The following is a 22,690-nucleotide window of genomic DNA, read 5'->3' as shown; positions in this document are numbered from 1 at the left end:
GAGAAAGGGCGGCAAAAACGTTCTCAGGGCGGGGTGCAATTCCCCACCGGCGGTAATTGCGCGCAATGCGTATAGCCCGCGAGCGCTTGGTGCTGACACGGCTTTGGTTGTGCGCGGCGGCAAGGTCAGCAGACCCGGTGTGATTCCGGGGCCGACGGTCATAGTCCGGATGAAGAGAGAACGGGATTAACGCCAAAGGGCCGTCCGCGCGATGTTGTGCGTGTGCGCACCCTTGAATCCCTTTCGATTCATAACGCCCTGTTTTTCACACAAACAGGAGTCAGAACATGCAACCCACCGCTATCGACAGCAAAAGCAAACACCCTCATGGCGAGCGCGTCGCGTTCATCCAGGCCTGCTGGCACAAGGAAATCGTCGACCAGAGCCGTAAAGGCTTCGTCGCCGAAATGATCGCACTGGGTTATCAGGAATCGGACATCGATATCTTCGAAGTCGGCGGCGCCTTTGAAATGCCCCTGCACGCCAAGTTGCTGGCCAAGACCGGTCGTTACGCCGGCATCGTCGCCGCAGCCCTGGTCGTGGACGGCGGCATCTACCGTCACGAGTTCGTCGCTCAGTCGGTGGTCAGCGGCCTGATGCAGGTCCAACTGGAAACCGAAGTGCCGGTGTTCTCGGTATCCCTGACGCCGCATCACTTCCATGCTGGCGACGAGCATCAGAAGTTCTTCTTTGAGCACTTTGTGCACAAGGGTCAGGAAGCGGCGCGGACTTGCGCGGATACGCTGCAGAAAGTTCGGACGTTGCGTCGTACAGAGCCGCGTGCTGTAGCGGTCTGATAGCCCATGGGTGAGGCCTTGGGCCTCACTCTTTCCACTGTGGGAGCGAGCTTGCTCGCGAAAGCGGACTGACAGCCAACTCAAATGTTGAATGTCAGATTGCATTCGCGAGCAAGCTCGCTCCCGCAGGGTTATATGTCGAAACCGAAACTGGGGTCAGGCGAGATTTTCGTCGGTGGTCGGGACGATCAGGATGCCCGCGCGCAGGCCGTTCTTGACCTTCGGATTGGGGAAAATGATCCTCGCGCCCTCTTCCTCGATGATCCACCGGGTATTGGCCAGATCCTCGGCCAGCACGTAACCCACCTCCAACTCTGAAAAGTTTTCGATGTCCTGCGGCAGGTTCAGGCGGAACGCATCACTGTGCTTGATGATTTCCCGGGCGACGCTGAACAGTTGCAAACCATCCAGCTGCGCTTCAGCCATCTCTGGCTCAGTACCTTCGATGATCTGCTTCAGACGGGTTTCCAGCAGCGAAACGTTAACCCCGTCGTTCTGCCCGAATGGCCGCGCCTTGCCCAGTTCCAGCGTGAAAGCCTCGGCACCGAGCTTGTCGTAGGTGTACGAGCTGAACACGATCGACGGTTTGTTCTGCAACAGCACCGCTTCCATGCCGGCAGCGCGCAGACGTGCCAGTTCAAGACGCGAATGCTGGCGACCTTCCTTCCACGGATACAGCGCGAATTGCTCGATCTTCGAGCCGCGAATCGCCGTGTGCAGGTCGTAGTGCAGACGCTGGCGATCCGGCAGGCTGAAGAAGCTCGCCGCCAAACGTTCCAGCTCACAGGCACGCAGCGCTTCTGAGCCACTGCTTTGTTCATGACGGCCGTTGAACAGCCGATTGACGTCCTGCTCGACGAAACGCTCGCCTTTGCGAATCGCTTCCGGGTTGCCGAACAAGAACAGAATACGTGCGCGCGGTTTCAAATCGCCGCGAGCGATGTCGTGCAGCAACCGATCGAGCAACTCGATCGGCGCTGTTTCGTTGCCGTGGATGCCTGCCGACAGCAGCAGGTCCAGGCCATTGTCGCGCGCTTCCGGTGGCCGGACTTCCAGCGCACCTTCGCTCAACCAGCGCATGCGCACGCCTTCGACAGTCAGTTGAGTCTTCTCCGCCGGTTCGCGGCCGGCGAGGGTCAGTTCAAGCAGTTTGCCGAGGGCGAGCATAGAGCGGTTTCCTTAGTGATCGTGATTGCAATCCGGGCCGTGCACGTGGTCTTCGTCGTCGCCGATGTCAGCCGGTTCCATTTCCAGTTGCAGACTTACCAGATTAGTCGCCAATGGGCGCAGCAGCAGGTTGGCGTACTCGGCATCACCTTCTTCAACGTCCACGCCGATCAGCAGTTGGCCGCGGCCGTCCTGCTGGATCCACAGCTCTTTGCCTTGCCACATGACCGCGACGCGGGTGCAGGAAGTCTCCAGTTGCGTGCCGTCGGTGTCTTCAAGGATCAGCTGCAGGGAATCGCTCATGTTTTTACTCTCTTGGGGAGACAAGCCGCGCGCCGCGTTCAAGCAACACGCCGGCCATCAATTGATCTGGAATGGATAAACCGCGCCCAGTTTAAGGATTTGCGTCAGTTCATCCAGTGCCGTCCGGCATTCAAGCAGCAATTGCGGATCCGCCAGATCGGTTTCGCTCAAGCGGTCGCGGTAGTGCTTTTCAACCCATGCGGTCAACGAACCGTACAACGGTGGCGTCATGATAACCCCTGGGTTGACGGCTGCCAGTTCAGTTTCGTTAAGCGCGACGCGCAGTCGCAGGCACGCCGGGCCGCCGCCGTTCTGCATGCTTTGCTTGAGATCGAAAACTTTCACTTCGCGGATCAGGCCGCCCGAGCTGGTCAGGCTTTGCAGGTAAGCCCAAACGCGTTCGTTGGCCTGACACTCTTGCGGCACGATCAGCAACATCGAGCCATCAGGACGCGACAGCAACTGGCTGTTGAACAGGTAGGAACGTACCGCGTCATCCACGGTGACTGCCGAACGCGGCACACACACGGACTGGAAGTTGCCGCCGACTTTGGCCAGCTTGCTTTGCAACTCGGCCAGCATCTGATCGGTCTCGAGGAAGGCGTCCTCGTGATAGAACAAGACCTCGCCATTGCCCACGGCGATTACGTCGTTGTGGAACACGCCCTGATCGATCACGTTCGGGTTTTGCTGGGCGTAAACCACGCCCTCCTCACGCAAACCGTGCAGACGCACTACCGCTTGCGACGCTTCGAGGGTCTGGCGCGCCGGGTACTTTTGCGGCGCAGGGAAACGGTTGTCGAAGGCACTGCGACCGAACACGAAGAACTCGACGCCCGCCTCGCCATATTCACGGCAGAAACGTGTGTGGTTGGCCGCGCCTTCGTCACCGAATTGCGCTACCGCTGGCAATGCCGCGTGATGGGCGAAGTGCTGCTGATTGGCGAACATCGCGCCGAGCACACGGCTGGTGGTCGGGTGCTCGATGCTGCGGTGGTATTTGCAGTTGAGGTTGGCGGCGGTCAAATGCACGCGGCCATCAGCGGTATCGGCACTCGGGCTGACCGTGGCGGCGTTGGCCACCCACATGCTCGATGCCGAGCAACTGGCGACCAGCAGCGGCATGGCTTCTTTGGCGGCGCGCTCGATCACTTGCGCATCGGTACCGCTGAAACCCAGACGGCGCAGAGCGGCCACGTCCGGACGTTCCTGTGGCGCCAGCACGCCCTGCTGAAAGCCCATTTCCATCAGCGCTTTCATTTTCGCCAGACCTTGCAGCGCCGCTTCCTTCGGGTTCGAGGATTGCTGGCTGTTGCTCTGGGAGGCAACGTTGCCGTAGGACAGACCACCGTAGTTATGGGTCGGCCCCACTAGACCGTCAAAATTGACTTCATAGGATTTCATCAGCGAGGCTCCACGAGAATCTGTTGTTATAGGCTTCAGTAACTATTCTTTTAGACCGAGGCGCGGCCTTCGCGAGCAAGCTCGCTCCCACAGGGAAATGCAGTCCAATGTGGGAGCGAGCCTGCTCGCGAATGGCCGTTACGCCATTTTCACGCCAGGCGTAAGGGCTGCAGGCAAAGTCAGGCTCGGTGTTTCCAGCGACGCCACCGGATACGCGCAGTAATCCGCTGCGTAATAGGCGCTGGCGCGATGGTTGCCCGATGCACCGACACCACCGAATGGCGCGCTGCTCGCAGCACCGGTCAGTTGCTTGTTCCAGTTGACGATGCCGGCACGGCTTTGCAGCCAGAACTGCTGATAACGCGCTTCGGAATCCGACAACAAACCAGCGGCCAAGCCATAAGCCGTGTTGTTCGCCTCAGTGATCGCCGCTTCAAAATCAACATAGCGGATCACCTGCAGCAACGGGCCGAACAGCTCTTCGTCCGGACGCTCGGCAACCGCCGTCACATCAACGATGCCCGGCGTCAGCAACGCGGCTTGTGCTTGCGGCTGAGTCATTTTCAGCAGCGAAACCGCGCCGTTGGCCAGCAGATGTTCTTGAGCGTCCATCAGCGCTTTCGCTGCGCCAAGGGAAATCACCGAGCCCATGAACGGCGCCGGTTGTTGATCGAATGCGCCGACTTCTATGGTCGCGCTGACTTCAACCAGACGCTTCAACAGGCTGTCGCCCCACGCGCCTTGCGGCACCAGCAGACGCCGTGCACAGGTGCAACGCTGACCGGCAGAGATGAAGGCTGACTGAATGATCGTGTAAACCGCTGCATCCAGATCTGCGACCTGATCAACCACCAGCGGATTGTTGCCGCCCATTTCCAGCGCCAGAATCTTGTCCGGACGACCGGCGAACTGCTGGTGCAGATGATTGCCCGTACGGCTCGAACCGGTGAAGAACAGACCGTCGATGCCAGGGTTAGCCGCCAGCGCGATGCCGGTTTCGCGAGCACCTTGCAGCAGGTTCAAAACACCCGCTGGCAGACCGGCTTCGATCCAGCACTTGACCGTCAGCTCGGCGACTTTCGGGGTCAGTTCGCTCGGCTTGAACAGCACGCTGTTACCCGCCAGCAACGCCGGAACAATGTGGCCGTTCGGCAAATGGCCAGGGAAATTGTAAGGGCCGAACACCGCAACCACACCGTGTGGCTTGTGGCGCAGCACGGCGGTGGCGTCGCCCAACGGGCCGCTCTTCTCGCCGGTACGCTCGCGATAGCTCTGCACCGAGATCGCGATCTTGTTGACCATGCTGGTGACTTCAGTCGCGGATTCCCACAGCGGCTTGCCGGTCTCTTCACCAATGGTGCGGGCCAGTTCGTCAGCGTGGTTTTTCAGCGCGGCGGCGAACGCTTCCAGAACCGTGATGCGCTCATCCAGCGAGCGACGAGCCCACTCCGGGAATGCCTGACGCGCAGCCTGCACAGCCGACTCAACCTGAGCCGCCGTGGCGCCCTCCCCCGACCACAGCACTTGCTGGGTCACCGGGTTCAGCGATTGAAAAGCTTCGCCCTGACCGGCCAGCCACTCACCTGCGATGTATAGCGAATTCATTATTTCGACTCCCGTGCAGCGGACAACGCCACAGCGCGCACTTGATCGCCAGCGTTGAGTTGAAGACGTTTGGCGGTCTGCGGATCGACCACCAGCGTGCCGGCAGCCAGACGCGCCGGCGCAGCGGTGATGCGGCAGTCTTCGCGCTTGCGGTTATGGATGATGAACGGCGTCGCGTCGTCGCCCGGTGTGCCAACGGCCAGCACCAGCGCTTCACTGTCACGCACGGCGCGGATCTTGCCGGTTTCGCATTCGATGGCCGGACCTGCGTCGAAGATGTCGACGTAACCCTGATAGCTGAACCCTTCGCCCTTGAGCATCGCCAGGGCTGGCTCGGTGTCCGGGTGAACCTGACCGATGACACTGCGCGCGCCTTCGGAGAGGAAGCAGGTGTACAGCGGGAATTTCGGCATCAGCTCAGCGATGAACGCCTTGTTGCCGACACCGGTGAGGTAATCGGCCTGGCTGAATTCCATTTTGAAGAAGTGCCGACCGAGGCTTTCCCAGAACGGCGAACGACCGGCGTCATCCGACACACCGCGCATTTCGGCAATGATCTTGTTGCCGAACAGTTCAGGGAATTCGGCGATGAACAGCATCCGCGCCTTCGACAGCATGCGACCGTTCAGACCGCTGCGGTAATCGGCGTGCAGGAACAGCGAGCACAGCTCGGAATTACCGGTCAGGTCGTTGGCCAGGAACAGCGTCGGAATCTCGCGATAGATGTTCAGCTCTTGCGAAGCGCTGACGGTCAGGCCGACACGGAAGTTGTACCAGGGCTCACGCATACCGACCGCGCCAGCAATGGCGGAAATCCCCACCACGCGGCCGTCGTCGTCTTCGAGCACGAACAGGTAGTCCGCATCACCACGGCCAGCTTCACCGCGAAAAGTCTTCTCGGCCCAGCCGACCCGATGGGCCAGACGTTCTTCGTTAGCCGGCAATGTGGTCAGGCCGGTGCCAGTGCTGCGGGCCAGGTCGATCAGCGCGGCTAAATCGCTGCTGCGTACGGGACGAACAATCATGCTATCTCCTCAAACGGGCCGCTTTCGCCACCCGTGAAACTCGCTAAGGCGTTAAACCGCCACCAGGCGCACGCTGGCACCTTCACCGACGCCCAAGGCTTCGGCCGCTTCCAGATCCAGAGTCACCGGTTTACCCGGCGCGTAATCCAGTTCCAGCAGCACCGCGCGGTAATCCTGCAACTGCGCGTTGGCCACCAGATACTGACGCCCGGCACCTTTGACCGGCTCGCCGATCTTCACTGGCACCACGCGGCTCTGGGCGATCGAACGGATCCCCGAAACGCGCGCATGCAGGGTCGGGCCACCGTCGAAAATGTCGATGTAGTGATCGGTCTCGAAGCCTTCGCGCATCAGGATGTCGAAGGTAATCTGCGCACGCGGGTGCACCTGGCCCATCGCCTCTTGGGCGGAATCCGGCAGCAGCGGTACGTAGATCGGGTAATGCGGCATCAGCTCGGCGAGGAACGTACGGCTTTTCAGCCCGCACAGACGTTCGGCTTCGGCGTAGTTGAGGTCGAAGAAGTTGCGACCGATCGCATCCCAGAATGGCGAGTCGCCGTTCTCGTCGCTGTAACCGACGATCTCGGTGACCACCGAATCGGCGAAACGCTCCGGGTGGCTGGCAACGAACAGCAAACGGCCACGGGAGTTGAGTTCCGACCACGGCGAACCGACCAGCTCGCGCTGCACGTAGAAACTGGTCAGCAAGCTATTGCCGGTCAGGTCGTGGCACTGCGAAAGCACGTGGATCTTGTTGTGAATCTTCAGCTCGCGCGAAGCGTGGACGAAGGTCTCGTTGCGGAAGCTGTAGAACGGCTCCGAGTAACCGGCCGAAGCGACGATGGCCGAGCAGCCGACCAGTTTTCCGGTGGTGGAATCTTCGAGGACGAAGAAGTAGCTCTCTTCACCGTTGAAACTCACTTCGGCAGCGAACGAGGCTTCGCTCGCGGCAATCTTGTCGCTCAGACGTTCCACGTCATCCGGCAAGGAAGTGACACCAATCGGGCTGTCCGCAGCCAGACGCTGTACCTCGCCCAGATCAGCCATTTGCGCGGGGCGCATCACCAGCATGGTGTCACTCCTTTTCTCTTATCAATTCACAGAAAAATAGCCGGGCCTACATGGAGATCAATGTAGGAGTGAGCCTGCTCGCGATTGCGGTCTGTCAGAAACCAATGAGTCGACTGACACACCGCAATCGCGAGCAGGCTCACTCCTACAGTTGATCTGGTCCGGCATAAAATTTTGATCGACGCCTGAAAAACTCCAGGCGTCGAAGGGTCTATCAGACTTGCGTCAATGCTGCAGCCGCGCGCTCGAAACGATCCAGACCGGCATCAATATCGGCGTCTTCCACCACCAGGCTCGGGGCGAAACGGATCACGTCCGGGCCCGCCTGCAGAATCATCAGGCCTTCTTTTTCAGCAGCGTTGAAGATGTCTTTGGCTTTGCCTTTCCAGGCATCGTTCAGTACGCAACCGATCAGCAGACCGAGGCCACGCACCTGAGTGAACAAGCCGTATTTCTCGCCGATCTGCTCAAGGCGCGCCTTGAACTTGTCGTGCTTGGCATTCACGCCGCTCAGCACTTCAGGGGTGTTGATTACGTCGATCACCGCTTCAGCGACCGCGCACGCCAGCGGGTTGCCGCCGTACGTGGTGCCGTGAGTGCCGACGACCAAGTGTTTGGCCAGTGCTTCGGTGGTCAGCATCGCCGCGATCGGGAAACCACCGCCCAGGCTCTTGGCGCTGGTGAGGATGTCCGGGGTCACGCCGTAATGCTGATAGGCGAACAGCTTGCCGCTGCGGCCCATGCCCGTCTGCACTTCGTCGAACACCAGCAGAGCGTTGTTCGCGTCGCACAGTTCGCGGGCACCTTGCAGGTAAGCCAGCTCGGCTGGCAGTACGCCGCCCTCGCCCTGGATCGGTTCCAGCACGACCGCACAGGTCTTGTCGGAAACGGCGGCTTTCAGCGCTGCCAGATCGTTATAAGGCACGTGGGTGATGCCGGTGATTTTCGGGCCGAAACCGTCGGAGTACTTCGATTGGCCACCAACGTTGACGGTGAACAGGGTACGGCCGTGGAAGCTGTTCAGCGCGGCAATGATTTCGTATTTCTCAGTGCCGAAACGGTCAAACGCCACACGACGGGCCAGCTTGAACGCGGCCTCGTTGGCTTCAGCGCCGGAGTTGCAGAAGAACACGCGCTCGGCGAACGTGGCGTCGATCAGCTTGTGCGCCAGGCGCAGGGCCGGCTCGTTGGTGAACACGTTGGACACGTGCCACAGCTTGTTCGCTTGCTCGGTCAGTGCACCGACCAGCGCCGGGTGCGCATGGCCCAATACGTTAACGGCAATCCCGCCGGCGAAGTCGATCAGCTCGCGGCCGGCCTGATCCCAGACACGGGAACCGGCGCCACGCACCGGAATGAAAGCGGCAGGCGCGTAGTTGGGAACCATTACCTGGTCGAAATCAGCGCGTTGTACCGCAGCGTGCTCAACGGACATCGGAGTCTCCTGATGAGGGCCACCCGCCTGAAACTGGCGAGCGATGGGGGGGATTGTAAGGACAGTTTTCTGCCCGGCCTTGTCGCCAAGCGACAACTTCTTATAGCGCAAACCCCGGATTTTCCCGGGTTTACGGCAATGCGACATATAGCGTCGCAAAGGCGCAGTTTACCGGGCGCCGCCGATTTGCGGCAGGTTGCTGAGAATACCAATTCAACCCCGCGACAAAGATATAAATATGTACCGCACAAGGGGGGCCATTTCCTGATTTGCTGCGCGTTCTTCTCAACGCCAAGGAATGGCCCATGCATCCGTCTCAACGACACCCACCGGCAGCCTCGACCGCGACGAGTGACGCGCAGCATCACGATGATCATTATCTGCCGCTGAAAAAAGCCCTGCCCGACTGGCTCGGTAACATTTCCACAGGCCGGCGCGAGGCACTCGGAAACACCCGGCCGCAGGCGTCCGCCTCGATTCAGGCTGCTCCGACCGAAAGCCATCAACAGATGAAGACCCTCAACGCCGCGCACTGGGTCGCGCAAAGCAAAGTCGACCAGAGCCTGGAACACCTGCAGGACGCCAGCGCCTTTGCCGAACCGTTGCTCAAACAACAACTGAAAGACTGTTTCGGCCTGGACCTGGATGTGCGCAACACCTTTGTGCGCCTCTACATTCCCGCGACCACACCGTGGTTCCCGATCACCACGGGCGCCCGCGTCTGGACGGTGTCACTGCTGGATGCCGCGCTGCATAACTTCGAAGAAAAGGAAACCTCCGAAAACGCCTTCGAAGCCGAATCGACCTATACGAACCGTCCCTCGGCAACCGGTCAGTTCGAGACCTTGCCGGCGCTCAAATCCACACTGAGCATTCCAGCCTTCACCCGGTTGTGTCGCAGTCTGGATCTCGGCGCCCGCTATAAAACCCATCTGGAAGACAACCTTGGTTATTCCGATCCGATGGTGGCCTCCGTACTGCGCGGAAAAATAGACGACAGTCAGAAAGCCGCGATGAAAGCCGCACTGCAATGGGCGCGGATGAATCACGATGTCTCGGAAAGTTATTTTCGCTTGATCGACGCCGTGCTCGACGGCATGACCGGGCTATATATCAGCGGCGCGCAGGTAAAGAGCCATGACATGGGAATGCTGTGCGCGCCGCTCACCGGTATCGTCGTCTTTGCCCCCGACCTGTATGTGTCGCGAGACCCGGCACGGGTGGTTGCCTATGTCCCGGACGACCCCGAACACCCCTTCAAGGAATACGCCTCGACCTACGAACTGTTTGTCGAACTGACGCGCCAGTTGCGCTCGAAAGACTATCAACAGTTTTTCAGCCGCTTTGTGAACCACGAACATCGCGGGTTTTTCTTCAGCACCCTCAACAGCCGCTTGACGCAGATGACGTGGCATCCGCCGGAGCCCGGCAGTTCGCTGCCCGCGTGGCGCGAAACCCCGGTCGAGCGGCCGGACCTGCAAACCACCCTGACGCCGTTCCCTGACAATCTCTGGCAACACCTTTATCAAGCGAAACTGAACAAGATCTTCAATGACGCCCGGGTGATCGCCGTGCCCACCTCCGTAGTGGACCAAAAGGCGCGCTGGGCGTTCTGGGATTCAGTAAGCAACATCCTCTCGAGCATTGTTCAGACCGCCGCGCTGATCGTCGCGCCGTTTGTGCCGGTACTCGGTGAAGCGATGATGGCGTACATGGCCTATCAAATGCTCGACGAAGCCTTCGAGGGCATCATCGAGTGGGGCCAGGGCCGCACGACAGAAGCCTTCGAGCACTTGATGGACACCGTCGAATCGCTGATCCAACTCGGCATCTTCGGCGTGGGCGGTGCGATTGGTGCCGGCGAATTTCGCAAGGTCCTGCCCCAGGAGGTGGTCGCATTCATCGATCGTTTCAAGCCTGTGCAATTGAGCAACGGCGCAACCCGCTACTGGGATCCCGATCTGACCCGCTACCAACACACAGCGGTGCCCGATGCCGGCTCAATGCCCAACGAACTGGGTTTGCACACGCATCAAGGCAAACAACTGCTGCCACTGGAAGACGCCCATTTTGCCGTGAGCGAAAGTGCGATTCCCGGCCAATACATCATCGAACACCCGACTCGACCCGACGCCTACCAACCGACGGTGCGGCACAACGGCGCCGGTGCCTGGCACACCGAAATGGAACAACCACTGGCGTGGGACACCGACACGGCGCTGCGACGAGTCTCCCCTGCCATCGATACGTTCTCGCCGACCGAGCGCGAGACCATTCTTCGTGTCAGTGGCGTCAATGACGATGCCGTGCGCAAGATGCATGTCGATCAACAAACACCGCCGCCGCTGCTGGCCGACAGCATCCAGCGCTTCAAGATCGATCAACAGCTGCAACGCTTCATCGATCAACTCGACAGCAACGTGGCCGAACAATACCGGCGCGCCGATCCGGTGACGCAGCTGCAACTGCTGACGGAACACGGTCGCTGGCCGAGCAGCCAGCGCCTGCGTCTGGCTAATCAACAGGGCGAACTGCTCTGGCAATCTTCGGCGGACGAATCCTTGCCACTGATCGAGCTTCGCCAGGCCAGCCTGATCGATGGCGACCTGCTCAAAACCCTGCTTGCGTCCCTCGACGAGCAACAAACCAAAGCCCTGCTCGCAGAATCCTTCGGCGGGCCAATGCCTTCACTCGATGTCCGTAGTCAGACCTTGCGCCAACAACTGGCCCATCTCGCCCGCCGCCATCGCAGCTCGATGTTCGAATCGCGCTATCAGGCCCTGCAGCACATTGACGACCCGCTGGCCCAAGCGCTTGTCAGCCACGATCCATCACTGCCGGCGAGCATCACTCGCGAACTGCTCGACACTGCCACTGGCAGCGAGCTGATGCAGATCAACGAAGGTGAACTGCCACCGCGCCAGCAGGCACTCCTGCAACGGGCGCAACAGGAGGTGCGCGTTACCCGCGCTTACGAGGGGCTGGCGCTGAAGTCCGTGAGCAATGCCGATTCCGACTCTCTGGCGCTGCACAGCCTCAAGTTACTGCCGGGCTGGAGCGGCGATGTGCGCATCGAAATCCGCGACGGTCGCTATGAAGGCCGCGTACTCGACAGCATCGGACGCGAAGATGCGCCCGCACAGAAAGTGCTGGTGCGCCAATCGGACGGTCGCTATCAGCCCTTTGACGACCGCGACCAGGAACTGCACTCGGCCACGGATTTTTACTCCAGCGTTTTGTACGCGCTACCCGATGGCGAGCGCCGAAGTCTGAATATGCAGATCGGTCAGAGCGACCTGCTGCAGTCGGCGATCCGCGAGCGAACACTGGCACGCAATGAACTGCGCACCGTAATGTTCGAGACGCCAATCCTTCAGCCTGCGGTGGACACGCTACGCCTTGAGGGCTTCGGCGATCAGCGACTGAGTACCCCCAGGCGCCTTGAAGATGCCGACTTTTTTGAAGCGGGCGAACTCGGTGCGGTCGGCATCGAACATCAGGACAACCTGATGACCACCGGCCAGCGCATCGTCAGCCCCGAGGAGCGTGTGCAGGAAGTTTTTCGAGGCTTCTCCGCTGAGGAAGCACGAAATTACGTGGCTGCTTTTCAGAATGATCCGGCCGCACTCAACGTTGAACTGGCCAGGCGTCGCAATGAACACATGAAGCTCAGCGATGATCTGCGTCGCTGGGAAATTGATGTCCCGGCCAACGATCCGGTCAGTGGCCTGCCGTTGACCTACATCGAGCGCCGGGCAGCCCTGCAGAATCGCGCCCGACTCAGGGACGCACTGTTGCGTTGCTGGCGCAGACAGACCCGTGGCCCCGCCGGCTACATGTTGCAGATCGCCGAACCGATCCTCGGTGACTTGCCCGTACTGGAGGCGGATTTTGGTCACGTCTCGATGCTCTCCATAAACGGCAGCGCCAGCACCAGGGCTGTGGATGCGTTTTTGCAACGCTTCCCGAGCATGCTGTATCTGGATGCGCAAAATCTCAACCTGCCGAATCTGCCCCAATCCGTGAGTGCCATGCCCAATCTGCGTCAGTTGATCCTGCGCAACTGTGGCATCCGCCATTCGGCGGCCAACCAGACGTTGCTGGCGGCATTGCCCCATCTCTCGCTGCTGGATCTGCGCGGTAATGCCTTGGGTACGCCCCCGGACATCAGCGCACTGCCATCGCTGCGTCACCTCAATCTGTCGAGAACGGGCATTTCCACAGTGCCTGCCAACATGCTCGATCATCCGCGCCTGATCACCGCGAGTTTCGAGGGCAACAACATCACGGAAATACCGCCGCCCTTTTTCAATCTGGCCAGCTCTCTCAGTGACGGTTTCGGGTTTGCCGACAACCCTCTGACGACAGCCACTCGGGAGAAGGTCAAAGCGTTCTATAACCACACCGGAAAACACTTCGGGGTACGACCGGAGTCTGCAGACATCGAGCGCGCCGTGGCATTGTTTCCGGCACTCAACGCTGATCAGGCCAGTGATCTGCTGTATCGGTTGCCCGGCACCCTGTTCGAAGGCCGATTTCAACTCGCCCGCTGGGAGGTCGAACTCAGCCATCTGAGAACCGAACTGGGTACCTGGGCCGAGCGGATTCCGGCGCTCGAACCCATTTTCAGGCGGCCGTTGACCGTCGATGAACAAGCCTCCGAGCGCAATGCCAGGAACGCATTCCGGGAAACACTGGAACAGTTCTGGCGCAGCAGGTCGGCCTCTGTCCGGCAAAGCGAGCTGGTAGCGAATCTGGACTTTATGGGCGACATGCCCATCCTCAGCGCCAACTTCGACCATGTCTCCCGCTTGCGGCTCACCGGTAACAAAAATATTTCGGCCTTGCTCCCGTTCATGCAGCGCTTCAAGCACCTGAACACATTGGAGTTGCATGCCTTCGACCTCGAACCGATTGCGCTGTCATCGATCAAAATGCCGCGGCTCAATGTGCTGGAGCTCAACGATTGCGGTGTGGTGCTGACCCCGGAAAATCAGGCGACACTGGTCTCGCTCAACAACCTGCATACGCTGGACTTGAGCAACAATCCGCTGGGGACTTTCCCCGACCTTAATCAGTTGCCTGAACTCACCTACCTCGACCTGTCCAATACCGGCATCAACGTAGTACCCGAAGGGCTGACCAGCCACCCGAGTTTGCGTACCGCTATCCTCAGCGGCAACCGTATCAGCGAAATACCCGATGCCGTGTTTGATATGCCGGCCAATCAGAGCGATGGCCTGGACTTCTCCGACAACCCGCTGACCCGTGAAACGCACAACAAGATAAAGACCTATTACCGACGCACCGGACTCGACTTCGACGTGCGCGCTGATGAGGGCGATATCGCCCTTATGCGTCAGCTGTTTCCGTCGCTGGACGAGCAGGAGGCCAGCGATGTGTTCTATGACTTGCCGGGCACCTTGGCGGATGGCCGGACTCAGCTCATGCAATGGCGTGCCGAACTTAACCAGATGACCACCGACCTGACCTTGTGGGCGCCCCAAGTGCCGAGCACCCACCCTGTCACCGGCGAAATCCTCACAGCCATCGAGTTGTTCGATCAGTACGCTGCCCGGTCCGAGTTCGGCCAACAACTGGAACGGTTCTGGCGTCACCGCTATGGTGAGTCGGGTATGCGCGCCGACTTCTTCGAGGCTGACCTGCGCTTTTTTGGTGAATTCCCCCGACTGACAGCAGATTTCAGCCATGTGTCGGGCGTAAAGCTCAAAGGCAACAACGCCATCGGTGCACCCGAGGCATTCATCGATTTGTTCGTCAACACACGGGAACTGGAACTGCAGCAATTCCCGCTGAATGAAATCCCCCAGGCAGTGGCCCGACTGTCAACGCTCAAGGAACTCTCCCTGCCCCGCTGCGGCATTACCTTCAACGCAGTCGACCAAAGCACCCTCTCGACGCTGCGCAGTCTTGAACTGCTGGACCTGAGCCACAACCCACTGACAATGGCACCCGACCTCCGGCTCTTCCCCGCCATGCGTGACATTTTGCTGACCAATACCGGCATTCCCGCCCTGCCCGATGGCATCGCCGGTCACCCGAACCTGAAAAACGCGCTGCTGAACGGCAACCGCATCACCGACCTCCCCGAGCAGTTTTTCAGCCTCGACCTGGACCTCGCCGATGGACTCAATCTGGGTAACAACCCGCTGTCCCTCGCCGCTCGCGAACGCATCAAAACCTATTACCTCGAGCAAGGACGTCACTTTGACGTGATGCCGGACGTCAGCGACCTGGCCAGCGCACAGCGCCTGTATCCGTGGATGGATGTCGACGATGCCAGTCACTTGATCTATCACCTGCCCGGCACATTGCAGGCCGGTACGGCGCAACTGATGCGCTGGGAGGCGGAAATCAGCCAGATGATCAGCGACCTGAGTGCCTGGTCCGACCGCGTGCCGGTACGCAACCCCGCCACAGGCGAGCACTGGGGAGCCATCCATCGAGCGATTGAACAGAGCCACCGCAAACAGTTCAGTCAGAAACTGGAAGAGTTCTGGCGCGGCAGAAACCCGGACAAACCCGAACTAAGGCTAAACTCGCTGGAATTCGATGCGTCCTTCGCCGGGGAGTTGCCGCCACTGACGGCCGACTTCAGTCACGTCATCCGCTTATCCATACGGGGCAACGAAGCCCTGAACGCACCCACAGGTTTTCTGTCGTGTTTCAGCGGACTGCAAGTCCTGGAACTGCGCAGTTTCGCCCTGGGTCGGGTGCCGCGAGCGCTGTCGCTGATGCCGGCCATGGAAACACTGACAATGAGCAGCTGCGGTATTGTCCTCGACACAATGGGGCAGACCACACTGTCCAGAATGAACCGCCTGAAGGCGCTGGACCTGTACAACAACCCACTGGGCACTGCACCGGATATCAGCTCATTGCGGGCACTGAAGACACTTGACCTGACCCGTACCGGTATCAGCCAGATACCCGCCGGCTTGGGGCAATTGACGAAACTGCGCTACGCGTTGCTGAGTGAAAACGCCATTGTCGACTTGCCGCAGGACATGACCGGATTTGCCTCAAACGGCGTTGATCTGCGAGCCAACCCGCTGTCCGTTGCCGCCAGAGACCGGATCAAAGCCGAATACCGGATCACTCGCAAGCACTTGGGCGTTACGGCCGACGAAGCGGACATCGCCCTGACGCAAGCTCTGTACCCAGGCATCAACGAAGCCGATGCAAACCACCTGATCTACAGTCTGCCGGGCACTATGGCCGAAGGGCGGCTCGAATTATTGCGCCGACAGCGGGATCTGACGACATTGCTTGGCGAGCTCGGGACATGGGCGAAGGAAGCTGCGCGCGATCCGTTCACGGGGGCCACGCTGGAAGGCGAAGCGCTGCAACAGGAAAACGCCAGAAGAACCTGGTTCAAGGATGGCCTGGAGCGACGTTTGCGCGAGGCTCCGGTAGGCTTTGCACCGACTGGGCTGGCCTGTGACCTGTCGTTCATCGGTGAGTTACCGACACTGAGCGGGCGTTTCGAGCAGATCACCGAACTGACACTGACCAGCACCGCCCGCGTACACCCCCGGGTTGACCGCCTGCTCGAACTGTTTCCGAATCTTGAGAACCTGGATATCCGGGCCTATCAGCTCAACGAGATTCCGCCAGCGGTGTTCCGCATGAGCAAGCTGACCGACCTGGAACTGCCCTACTGCCGGATCGTCCTGAACGCGCAAACCGCGAGCGCACTGGCGCGTATGGAGAACCTGCAAAAACTGGACTTGAGCCACAATCCGTTAGGGCTGACGCCGGACCTGAGAAACCTGCACATGTGCTACTCGTTGCATCTGGAAAATACCGGGCTGAGCGAACTGCCACCCGGGCTTTTCGAACTGCCCCGTTTGAATTATGCGGACCTGTCCGGCAACGCCATTACCGAACTCCCCGACCCGCTGCCCTCGCCGACCTCCGGCGCAAAAACCACCTACGAGTTCACGGGCAATCCCTTGAACGCACAGAGCCAGCAACGACTGACGACGTATAGCGAGGCGGTAAAAGCCCACTTGCTCGAGGAGTACGAAAGGCGCAGGAACCAGGCCGATCCGCTGGACAATTTCAGGGCTATCTCGTTTTCCGATTGACCCCGGCGCTCGACGCGGTCTAACCGCGCTCGGGCGGCACTGAAGACAATTCGAACGGGCTGCTGCTGCGCCGCTGGTTGCGATCTTCCCGCGGCGTGGCACCGAAGAAATTGCGATAGGCGCTGGAGAAATGCGGCCCTGAAGAAAAGCCACACGAGAGGCCGATCTGAATGATCGACTTGCTGGTCTGCATCAACATCTGCCGGGCCTTGTTCAGGCGCAATTCCAGGTAGTACTGGCTCGGCACACGGTTGAGGTATTGCTTGAAGATCCGCTCCAACTGTCGACGGGACACGCACACGTGTTGGGCGATTTCGTCGGTGGTCAGCGGTTCTTCGATGTTGGCTTCCATCAGCAACACCGCTTGGGTGAGCTTCGGATGACTGGAACCGAGACGGTTCTGCAACGGAATGCGCTGACGCTCGCCACCTTCGCGGATGCGTTCAACCACCAGTTCTTCCGAGACTGCACCGGCCAGTTCTGCACCGTGATCGCGAGCCAGCACCGCCAGCAACAGATCGAGCACGGACATGCCGCCGCATGCGGTCAAGCGATCGCGATCCCAGTCGAACAGGTGACTGGTGGCGATGACTTTCGGAAAGCGCTCGGCGAAATCGTCCTGCCAGCGCCAGTGCACCGCCGCGCGATAACCGTCGAGCAAACCGAGTTGCGCCAATGGATAAACGCCAGCGGACAAACCGCCGATGACCGTGCCCGCACGCACCAGTTGCTTGAGCGCACTGCTGAGCGCCGGGGCCAATGTGGTCGGCGGCTCGTCAGCGAGCAGGAAAAGTTTCTGGAAGTTTTCGAGCTTGCCGGTCCAGGCCTCACCGGGCAGTTGCCAGGCGCCTTCGGCCCCGGCTCCTGTAACGGCTTCGGCCTGCAGGAACGACAGTTCGTAAACCACGTCCGGGTGCACACGCTGAGCAACACGCAAGGCTTCCTCCGCCAGCGCCAGCGTCAACGCTTTAGTGCTGGGCCAAATCAGGAAACCAATTCGATGGGCAGTCATGGGCGGGCAATCCGAAACGAAGAACAGTGATGAAGGCAAGGGCCAATGCTAGCCCGAAAATGAACACAAATCTTGAAACTGCGCAGATCAAATGTAGGAGTGAGCCTGCTCGCGATGGCGGTGTAACAGTCAACATTACTGCTGTCTGAACCACCGCTTTCGCGAGCAGGCTCACTCCTACAAGGGATTTTGGTCAGTCTCTAGGTCGAGAAGCATGACCTAATCTGGTGCATAACGGCAGCGATTACTTGAGGCTGCCCGAGAGGAATTGTTGCAAACGTTCAGACTGCGGATTCACCAGCACTTCACGCGGGTTGCCGCTTTCTTCAACAACGCCTTTGTGCAGGAACACCAACTGGTTCGACACTTCACGGGCAAAGCCCATCTCGTGGGTCACCACAACCATGGTGCGACCTTCCTGAGCCAGCGCTTGCATGACTTTCAGCACGTCGCCCACCAGCTCCGGGTCGAGCGCCGAAGTCGGTTCGTCGAACAGCATGACTTCCGGTTCCATCGCCAGCGCACGAGCAATCGCCACGCGCTGCTGCTCGCCACCGGACATGTGCCCCGGGAACGCGTCTTTACGATGGGCCACGCCAACCTTGTTCAGGTAGTGCTCGGCTTTCTCGCGGGCTTCGGCCTTGGACACGCCGAGTACATGAACCGGCGCTTCCATGATGTTTTCCAGCGCAGTCATGTGTGACCACAGGTTGAAATGCTGGAACACCATCGACAGGCGCGAACGCATGCGTTGCAGCTGCTTCGGATCAGCGGCTTTCAGCGCGCCGTCCTTGTTCGCCACCAGTTTCAGCTCTTCGTTGTTGAGCAGAATCTTGCCCGCGTGCGGCTGCTCAAGCAGGTTGATGCAGCGCAGGAAAGTACTTTTGCCGGAGCCACTGGAGCCGATGATGCTGATCACATCGCCGGCTGCCGCTTTCAGGGACACGCCCTTGAGCACTTCGTGACTGCCATAGCGTTTATGCAGGTCTTGGACTTCAAGTTTGTACATGCGGTCGGTTCTCACAAAAACAGTCAGTCAGTCGTTGAGCAAGCGCCCGTGACGCAGCGCTTCGCGCCCCGCCACCTTGGCCAGCCAGAAACCGGGTTGGGCATAACGCAGCCGTTCAATGGCAAACAGCACCCCGGAGGTACCAGCACATACCGTGCTGACCCGATCGGACAGAGGATCAATCACTTCAAAAATCTCATCACCCGCCTCGACCCACTCGCCGGGCTTGCGCAGAAAACTCACGACGCCCGGATGCGGCGCGAACAGCAACTCAGTGCCCTCGAACGGCATGCCTTCACAGGCTTCGTGCGCCGGGTTCGGCCACTCGCCGGTGATCAAGCCTTGCTCGGCGAGGAACGCAAGAATGCCTTCAGCATACGCACAGGCTTCGGCGCGACCGGTGTCGGCCTGACCGCCAAGCTCAATCGTGGTCGCCAGACATGCCAACGGAACCTGCGCATCGGGGAACTGACGCGACAGACGCAACCATGGCAGCGAGCAAGCTTCATCGAACGAGCTGCCGCCGGAATCTTCCGCGAGCAATCCGACCTTCACATTCAGGTGCGCGGCCAGCGAACGCCACTGCGGCCAGTGCTGCGGCAACGCATACATGTGCAGCGCGGCTTCGGCATCGCAATGCAGATCGAGCACCACATCAGCGGTGCAAGCGTGGCTGAGCAACACACGCTGCATACCTTGCAACTGGCTACTCGCCTCCGGCAATGCCGCCAAGTGATCAGCCATGGCCTGACGGATCAGACGCACATTGGCATGCGGATCATCACCGAGACGCTCGGCCAATGCTGCCGCAACCGGCGCGCTCAGCTCGACGAAATCACGGTTGAAATTCTTGCCGCTGCCGGCCTCGAAACGGCCCTGGTGATTGCCTTGCAGCAATTGCCCAAGACCCAACGGGTTGGCGACCGGCACCAGTTCGATGACGCCGTTGAGCAAGCCTTTGGCTTCGAGTTCGCCAAGGCGCTTTTTCAGCTCCCAAGCGGTGCGCATGCCCGGCAATTCGTCAGCGTGCAGGCTGGCCTGAATGTAGGCCTTGCGCTCGCCGCGTCCGAAACGGAACACGGAAATCTTGCGCTCGCTGCCCAGGTGGCTCCACGGCAATACGTGGTCGATGCGTTCCATATCAGTGCTTCCGCGGGGCCAGGTAGCTCAACCAGCGACGCTCGGCCAGTTTGAACAGCTTGACCAGAATGAACGTCAGGCACAGGTAGAACACGCCAGCGGTGATGTACGCCTCGAACGGCAGATAGAACTGCGCGTTGACCGTGCGCGCCGCGCCAGTGATGTCGATCAAGGTGACGATGGAGGCCAGACTGGTGGTCTGCAGCATCATGATCACTTCGTTGCTGTACTGCGGCAGCGCACGGCGCAGGGCCGATGGCAGCAGGATGCGTTTGTACAGTTTGAAGCGCGACATGCCCATGGCCTTGGCCGCTTCGATCTCACCGTTCGGCGTGGCCTTGAGGCTGCCGGCGATGATTTCCGCGGTGTAGGCGCTGGTGTTGACCGCAAACGCCAGGCAGGCACAGAACGTTGCACTGGACAGCCACGGCCACAGGAAGCTTTCGCGTACGGCTTCGAACTGCGCCAGACCGTAATAGATCAGGAACAGCTGCACCAGCATCGGCGTGCCACGGATCACGTAGGTGTACAGCCACGCGGCGCCGTTGACGACCGGGTTCTTCGAGACGCGCATCAGCCCCAGCGGCAGGGCCGCGAGCAGACCGAAAAACAGCGACAGCGCGAGCAGTTTGAGGGTGGTCAGCAGGCCGCCGACGTACAGCGGCATGGCCTCCCAAATGACGTTGTAGTCGAAGATCATAGATCAGCCGCCCTTACGCCTACCGAGTAGCGCTTCTCAAGTTGACGCAGGATCAGCAACGAAACACTGGTGATCACCAGGTACATCGCCGCCACTGCGAGGAAGAAGGTGAAAGGCTCGCGGGTGGCATCTGCCGCCTGCTTGGCCTTGAACATCATGTCTTGCAGACCGACCACGGAAATCAGCGCGGTCGCCTTGGTGAGTACCAGCCAGTTGTTGGTGAAGCCCGGAATCGCCAGGCGAATCATCTGCGGCACCATCACCCGGAAGAACACCTGAAAACTGCTCATGCCATACGCCATGCCCGCTTCGGCCTGACCTTTGGGAATGGCCATGAACGCGCCACGGAAGGTTTCCGACAGGTACGCACCGAAGATGAAACCGAGGGTGCCTATACCGGCGGCCAGCGGATTCAGATCGATGTAGTCGTCATAGCCGAGCATCGGTGCGACGCGGTTGAGCAAGTCCTGGCCGCCGTAGAAGATCAGCAGGATCAGCACCAGATCGGGAATCCCGCGGATCACCGTGGAATACAGATCGCCCAGCCAGGCCAGCCAGCGCACCGGCGACAGGCGCAACGCGACACCGATCAGCCCGAGAACGATGGCCAGAGCCATGGACGACAAGGCGAGCTGAAGCGTCAGCCATGCGCCATCGAGGATGACAGCCCCGTAGCCTTTCAACATGATTCAGGTCCTCGAAAGTTGGGATGAAAAAATGGCGCAAACCGCAGAGATCCTGTTGCTTGCGCCATTTCGGACTTGTCGCAGAGACGTCTTACTTGCCGTAGATATCGAAGGCGAAGTACTTGTCCTGGATTGCTTTGTATTTGCCGTTTTCGCGGATGGCCGCGATGGCAGCGTTGATCTTGTCTTTCAGGGCGTCGCCCTTACGCACGGCAATGCCTACGCCGTCGCCGAAGTATTTGACGTCGGTGAACGCAGGACCTGCAAACGCGAAGCCTTTGCCGGCGTCGGTGTTGAGGAAGCCATCTTGCAGCAGGGTAGCGTCAGCCACAGTGCCGTCGAGGCGACCAGCGGCCACGTCGAGGTAGATTTCGTTCTGCGAGCCGTACGGCTTGATCTCGGCGCCCAGTGGGGCCAGGACTTCGCGAGCGAAGCGCTCGTGGATCGAACCACGTTGTACGCCGATGTTCTTGCCTTTGAGCTCAGACAGGTTGTCGCTGACAACGGAGCCTTGCTTCATGACCAGACGTGCCGGGGTGTTGTAGTACTTGTTGGTGAAGTCGACAGACTTCTTGCGGTCTTCAGTGATCGACATCGACGACAGGATCGCGTCGATCTTGCGCACTTTCAGTGCCGGGATCAGACCGTCGAACTCTTGCTCGACCCACACGCACTTGACCTGCATCTGCTCGCACAGAGCGTTGCCGATGTCGTAGTCGAAACCGACGATGCTGCCATCCGGCGCTTTCGAGGCGAACGGAGGGTAAGCCGCTTCGATACCGATCTTCAGAGGTTTTTCGTCAGCGAAGGCGTTCATCGACAGCACGGACAGTGCCAGGGCGCCAAGCAGCACAAGTTTCTTCATCTTGGGACTCCATCGGTAAAGGGCAAAAACGGCAGAGTGAGCGACAGCCCAATATGCGAATGGGTGAATCGGGAAATCGGTTGCTGCATCGGTGGGAAATTTCCCGTCAAAACCGTCGGAGGTTTCAACGTCAGCCACGATGAGCGAGTGATCGGCATTCTAACGACAGGCCGGAAGCCGATATTTCTTCAATGCGACAACTAATTACAGATGCACAGAGAAAGCGACTTTGGCACATTGACAGCCCTACAATTTCATGCAAGAGCGAAAGACAGTGAACCGATCCATGTTGCAAATTGCGGGCCTATTATTCGCAAACCCTTCTAATCCGGCAAGCGCAGCGTTGTGTCTTATTTTTCA

15 protein-coding genes and 1 riboswitch are annotated in these 22,690 nt (G+C 59.7%); of the genes, 2 read left to right on the top strand and 13 right to left on the bottom strand.

Annotated elements, in window-relative coordinates; genetic code table 11:
* The first annotated feature begins 15 nt into the window (after positions 1–15).
* A riboswitch (FMN riboswitch) is annotated at positions 16–186 on the top strand.
* 101 nt (positions 187–287) lie between these two features.
* Entirely contained in the window at positions 288–797 is a 510-nt protein-coding gene (locus tag ACI514_RS02810) for a 6,7-dimethyl-8-ribityllumazine synthase (protein WP_405123054.1), read from the top strand.
* Between the two features lie 156 nt (positions 798–953).
* Here ACI514_RS02810 and astE read toward each other — a convergent pair whose 3' ends face one another.
* The 7 genes from astE to ACI514_RS02775 all read right to left on the bottom strand — a co-directional run bounded on the left by astE (position 954) and on the right by ACI514_RS02775 (position 8,807).
* Positions 954–1,964, bottom strand: a complete 1,011-nt coding sequence (gene astE / locus ACI514_RS02805) for a succinylglutamate desuccinylase (protein ID WP_405123053.1) — start codon at positions 1,962–1,964, stop codon at positions 954–956.
* A 12-nt stretch (positions 1,965–1,976) separates the two neighbouring features.
* Positions 1,977–2,267, bottom strand: a complete 291-nt coding sequence (locus tag ACI514_RS02800; RefSeq protein WP_160059092.1) for a topoisomerase II — start codon at positions 2,265–2,267, stop codon at positions 1,977–1,979.
* A gap of 57 nt (positions 2,268–2,324) precedes the next feature.
* Entirely contained in the window at positions 2,325–3,671 is a 1,347-nt protein-coding gene (gene astB / locus ACI514_RS02795) for an N-succinylarginine dihydrolase (RefSeq protein WP_405123052.1), read from the bottom strand.
* Between the two features lie 138 nt (positions 3,672–3,809).
* A complete protein-coding gene (gene astD, locus ACI514_RS02790; protein WP_405124190.1) occupies positions 3,810–5,279 on the bottom strand; it encodes a succinylglutamate-semialdehyde dehydrogenase in 1,470 nt (489 codons plus the stop codon).
* Positions 5,276–6,301 (bottom strand): arginine N-succinyltransferase, encoded by a 1,026-nt coding sequence (gene astA / locus ACI514_RS02785; protein ID WP_008077921.1) that lies wholly within the window; start codon positions 6,299–6,301, stop codon positions 5,276–5,278. The genes astD and astA overlap by 4 nt, the downstream gene beginning before the upstream one ends.
* 51 nt (positions 6,302–6,352) lie before the next feature.
* Positions 6,353–7,372, bottom strand: coding sequence for an arginine/ornithine succinyltransferase subunit alpha (aruF, locus tag ACI514_RS02780; RefSeq protein ID WP_007919353.1), 1,020 nt, complete (start codon positions 7,370–7,372; stop codon positions 6,353–6,355).
* 214 nt (positions 7,373–7,586) lie between these two features.
* Positions 7,587–8,807, bottom strand: a complete 1,221-nt coding sequence (locus tag ACI514_RS02775; RefSeq protein WP_160059095.1) for an aspartate aminotransferase family protein — start codon at positions 8,805–8,807, stop codon at positions 7,587–7,589.
* A 305-nt stretch (positions 8,808–9,112) separates the two neighbouring features.
* Between ACI514_RS02775 and ACI514_RS02770 the strand changes: the two genes are divergently transcribed.
* Positions 9,113–16,918: a dermonecrotic toxin domain-containing protein gene (locus ACI514_RS02770; RefSeq protein WP_405123051.1), complete on the top strand. Its 7,806-nt coding sequence runs from the start codon at positions 9,113–9,115 to the stop codon at positions 16,916–16,918.
* Between the two features lie 19 nt (positions 16,919–16,937).
* On the opposite strand, the gene argR is transcribed toward ACI514_RS02770, so the two are convergent.
* The 6 genes from argR to ACI514_RS02740 all read right to left on the bottom strand — a co-directional run bounded on the left by argR (position 16,938) and on the right by ACI514_RS02740 (position 22,330).
* Positions 16,938–17,930, bottom strand: coding sequence for a transcriptional regulator ArgR (argR, locus tag ACI514_RS02765; RefSeq protein ID WP_174244476.1), 993 nt, complete (start codon positions 17,928–17,930; stop codon positions 16,938–16,940).
* A 244-nt stretch (positions 17,931–18,174) separates the two neighbouring features.
* A complete protein-coding gene (locus ACI514_RS02760; RefSeq protein WP_003227281.1) occupies positions 18,175–18,939 on the bottom strand; it encodes an ABC transporter ATP-binding protein in 765 nt (254 codons plus the stop codon).
* Between the two features lie 27 nt (positions 18,940–18,966).
* A complete protein-coding gene (locus ACI514_RS02755) occupies positions 18,967–20,079 on the bottom strand; it encodes a M14 family metallopeptidase (RefSeq protein ID WP_160059098.1) in 1,113 nt (370 codons plus the stop codon).
* A gap of 1 nt (position 20,080) precedes the next feature.
* Entirely contained in the window at positions 20,081–20,779 is a 699-nt protein-coding gene (locus tag ACI514_RS02750) for an ABC transporter permease (RefSeq protein ID WP_405123050.1), read from the bottom strand.
* Positions 20,776–21,465: an ABC transporter permease gene (locus ACI514_RS02745; RefSeq protein WP_007912702.1), complete on the bottom strand. Its 690-nt coding sequence runs from the start codon at positions 21,463–21,465 to the stop codon at positions 20,776–20,778. The genes ACI514_RS02750 and ACI514_RS02745 overlap by 4 nt, the downstream gene beginning before the upstream one ends.
* Before the next feature lie 91 nt (positions 21,466–21,556).
* Positions 21,557–22,330, bottom strand: coding sequence for an ABC transporter substrate-binding protein (locus ACI514_RS02740; protein WP_311882613.1), 774 nt, complete (start codon positions 22,328–22,330; stop codon positions 21,557–21,559).
* Positions 22,331–22,690: the final 360 nt, after the last annotated feature.

This window comes from Pseudomonas sp. M20 (genome assembly GCF_045037865.1).
Taxonomy (GTDB): domain Bacteria; phylum Pseudomonadota; class Gammaproteobacteria; order Pseudomonadales; family Pseudomonadaceae; genus Aquipseudomonas.
The sequence above is the reverse complement of the archived record's forward strand: the minus strand, read 5'-3'. Positions and strand labels throughout refer to the sequence as shown.

Excerpts from the sequence above, each read along its gene's own strand:
- ACI514_RS02745 (WP_007912702.1), bottom strand. The coding sequence starts at position 21,465 with ATGTTGAAAGGCTACGGGGCTGTCATCCTCGATGGCGCATGGCTGACG.
- ACI514_RS02740 (WP_311882613.1), bottom strand. The coding sequence starts at position 22,330 with ATGAAGAAACTTGTGCTGCTTGGCGCCCTGGCACTGTCCGTGCTGTCG.
- aruF (WP_007919353.1), bottom strand. The coding sequence starts at position 7,372 with ATGCTGGTGATGCGCCCCGCGCAAATGGCTGATCTGGGCGAGGTACAG.
- astA (WP_008077921.1), bottom strand. The coding sequence starts at position 6,301 with ATGATTGTTCGTCCCGTACGCAGCAGCGATTTAGCCGCGCTGATCGAC.
- ACI514_RS02755 (WP_160059098.1), bottom strand. The coding sequence starts at position 20,079 with ATGGAACGCATCGACCACGTATTGCCGTGGAGCCACCTGGGCAGCGAG.
- astB (WP_405123052.1), bottom strand. The coding sequence starts at position 3,671 with ATGAAATCCTATGAAGTCAATTTTGACGGTCTAGTGGGGCCGACCCAT.
- astE (WP_405123053.1), bottom strand. The coding sequence starts at position 1,964 with ATGCTCGCCCTCGGCAAACTGCTTGAACTGACCCTCGCCGGCCGCGAA.
- ACI514_RS02775 (WP_160059095.1), bottom strand. The coding sequence starts at position 8,807 with ATGTCCGTTGAGCACGCTGCGGTACAACGCGCTGATTTCGACCAGGTA.
- ACI514_RS02750 (WP_405123050.1), bottom strand. The coding sequence starts at position 20,779 with ATGATCTTCGACTACAACGTCATTTGGGAGGCCATGCCGCTGTACGTC.
- ACI514_RS02760 (WP_003227281.1), bottom strand. The coding sequence starts at position 18,939 with ATGTACAAACTTGAAGTCCAAGACCTGCATAAACGCTATGGCAGTCAC.
- ACI514_RS02800 (WP_160059092.1), bottom strand. The coding sequence starts at position 2,267 with ATGAGCGATTCCCTGCAGCTGATCCTTGAAGACACCGACGGCACGCAA.
- ACI514_RS02770 (WP_405123051.1), top strand. The coding sequence starts at position 9,113 with ATGCATCCGTCTCAACGACACCCACCGGCAGCCTCGACCGCGACGAGT.
- argR (WP_174244476.1), bottom strand. The coding sequence starts at position 17,930 with ATGACTGCCCATCGAATTGGTTTCCTGATTTGGCCCAGCACTAAAGCG.
- ACI514_RS02810 (WP_405123054.1), top strand. The coding sequence starts at position 288 with ATGCAACCCACCGCTATCGACAGCAAAAGCAAACACCCTCATGGCGAG.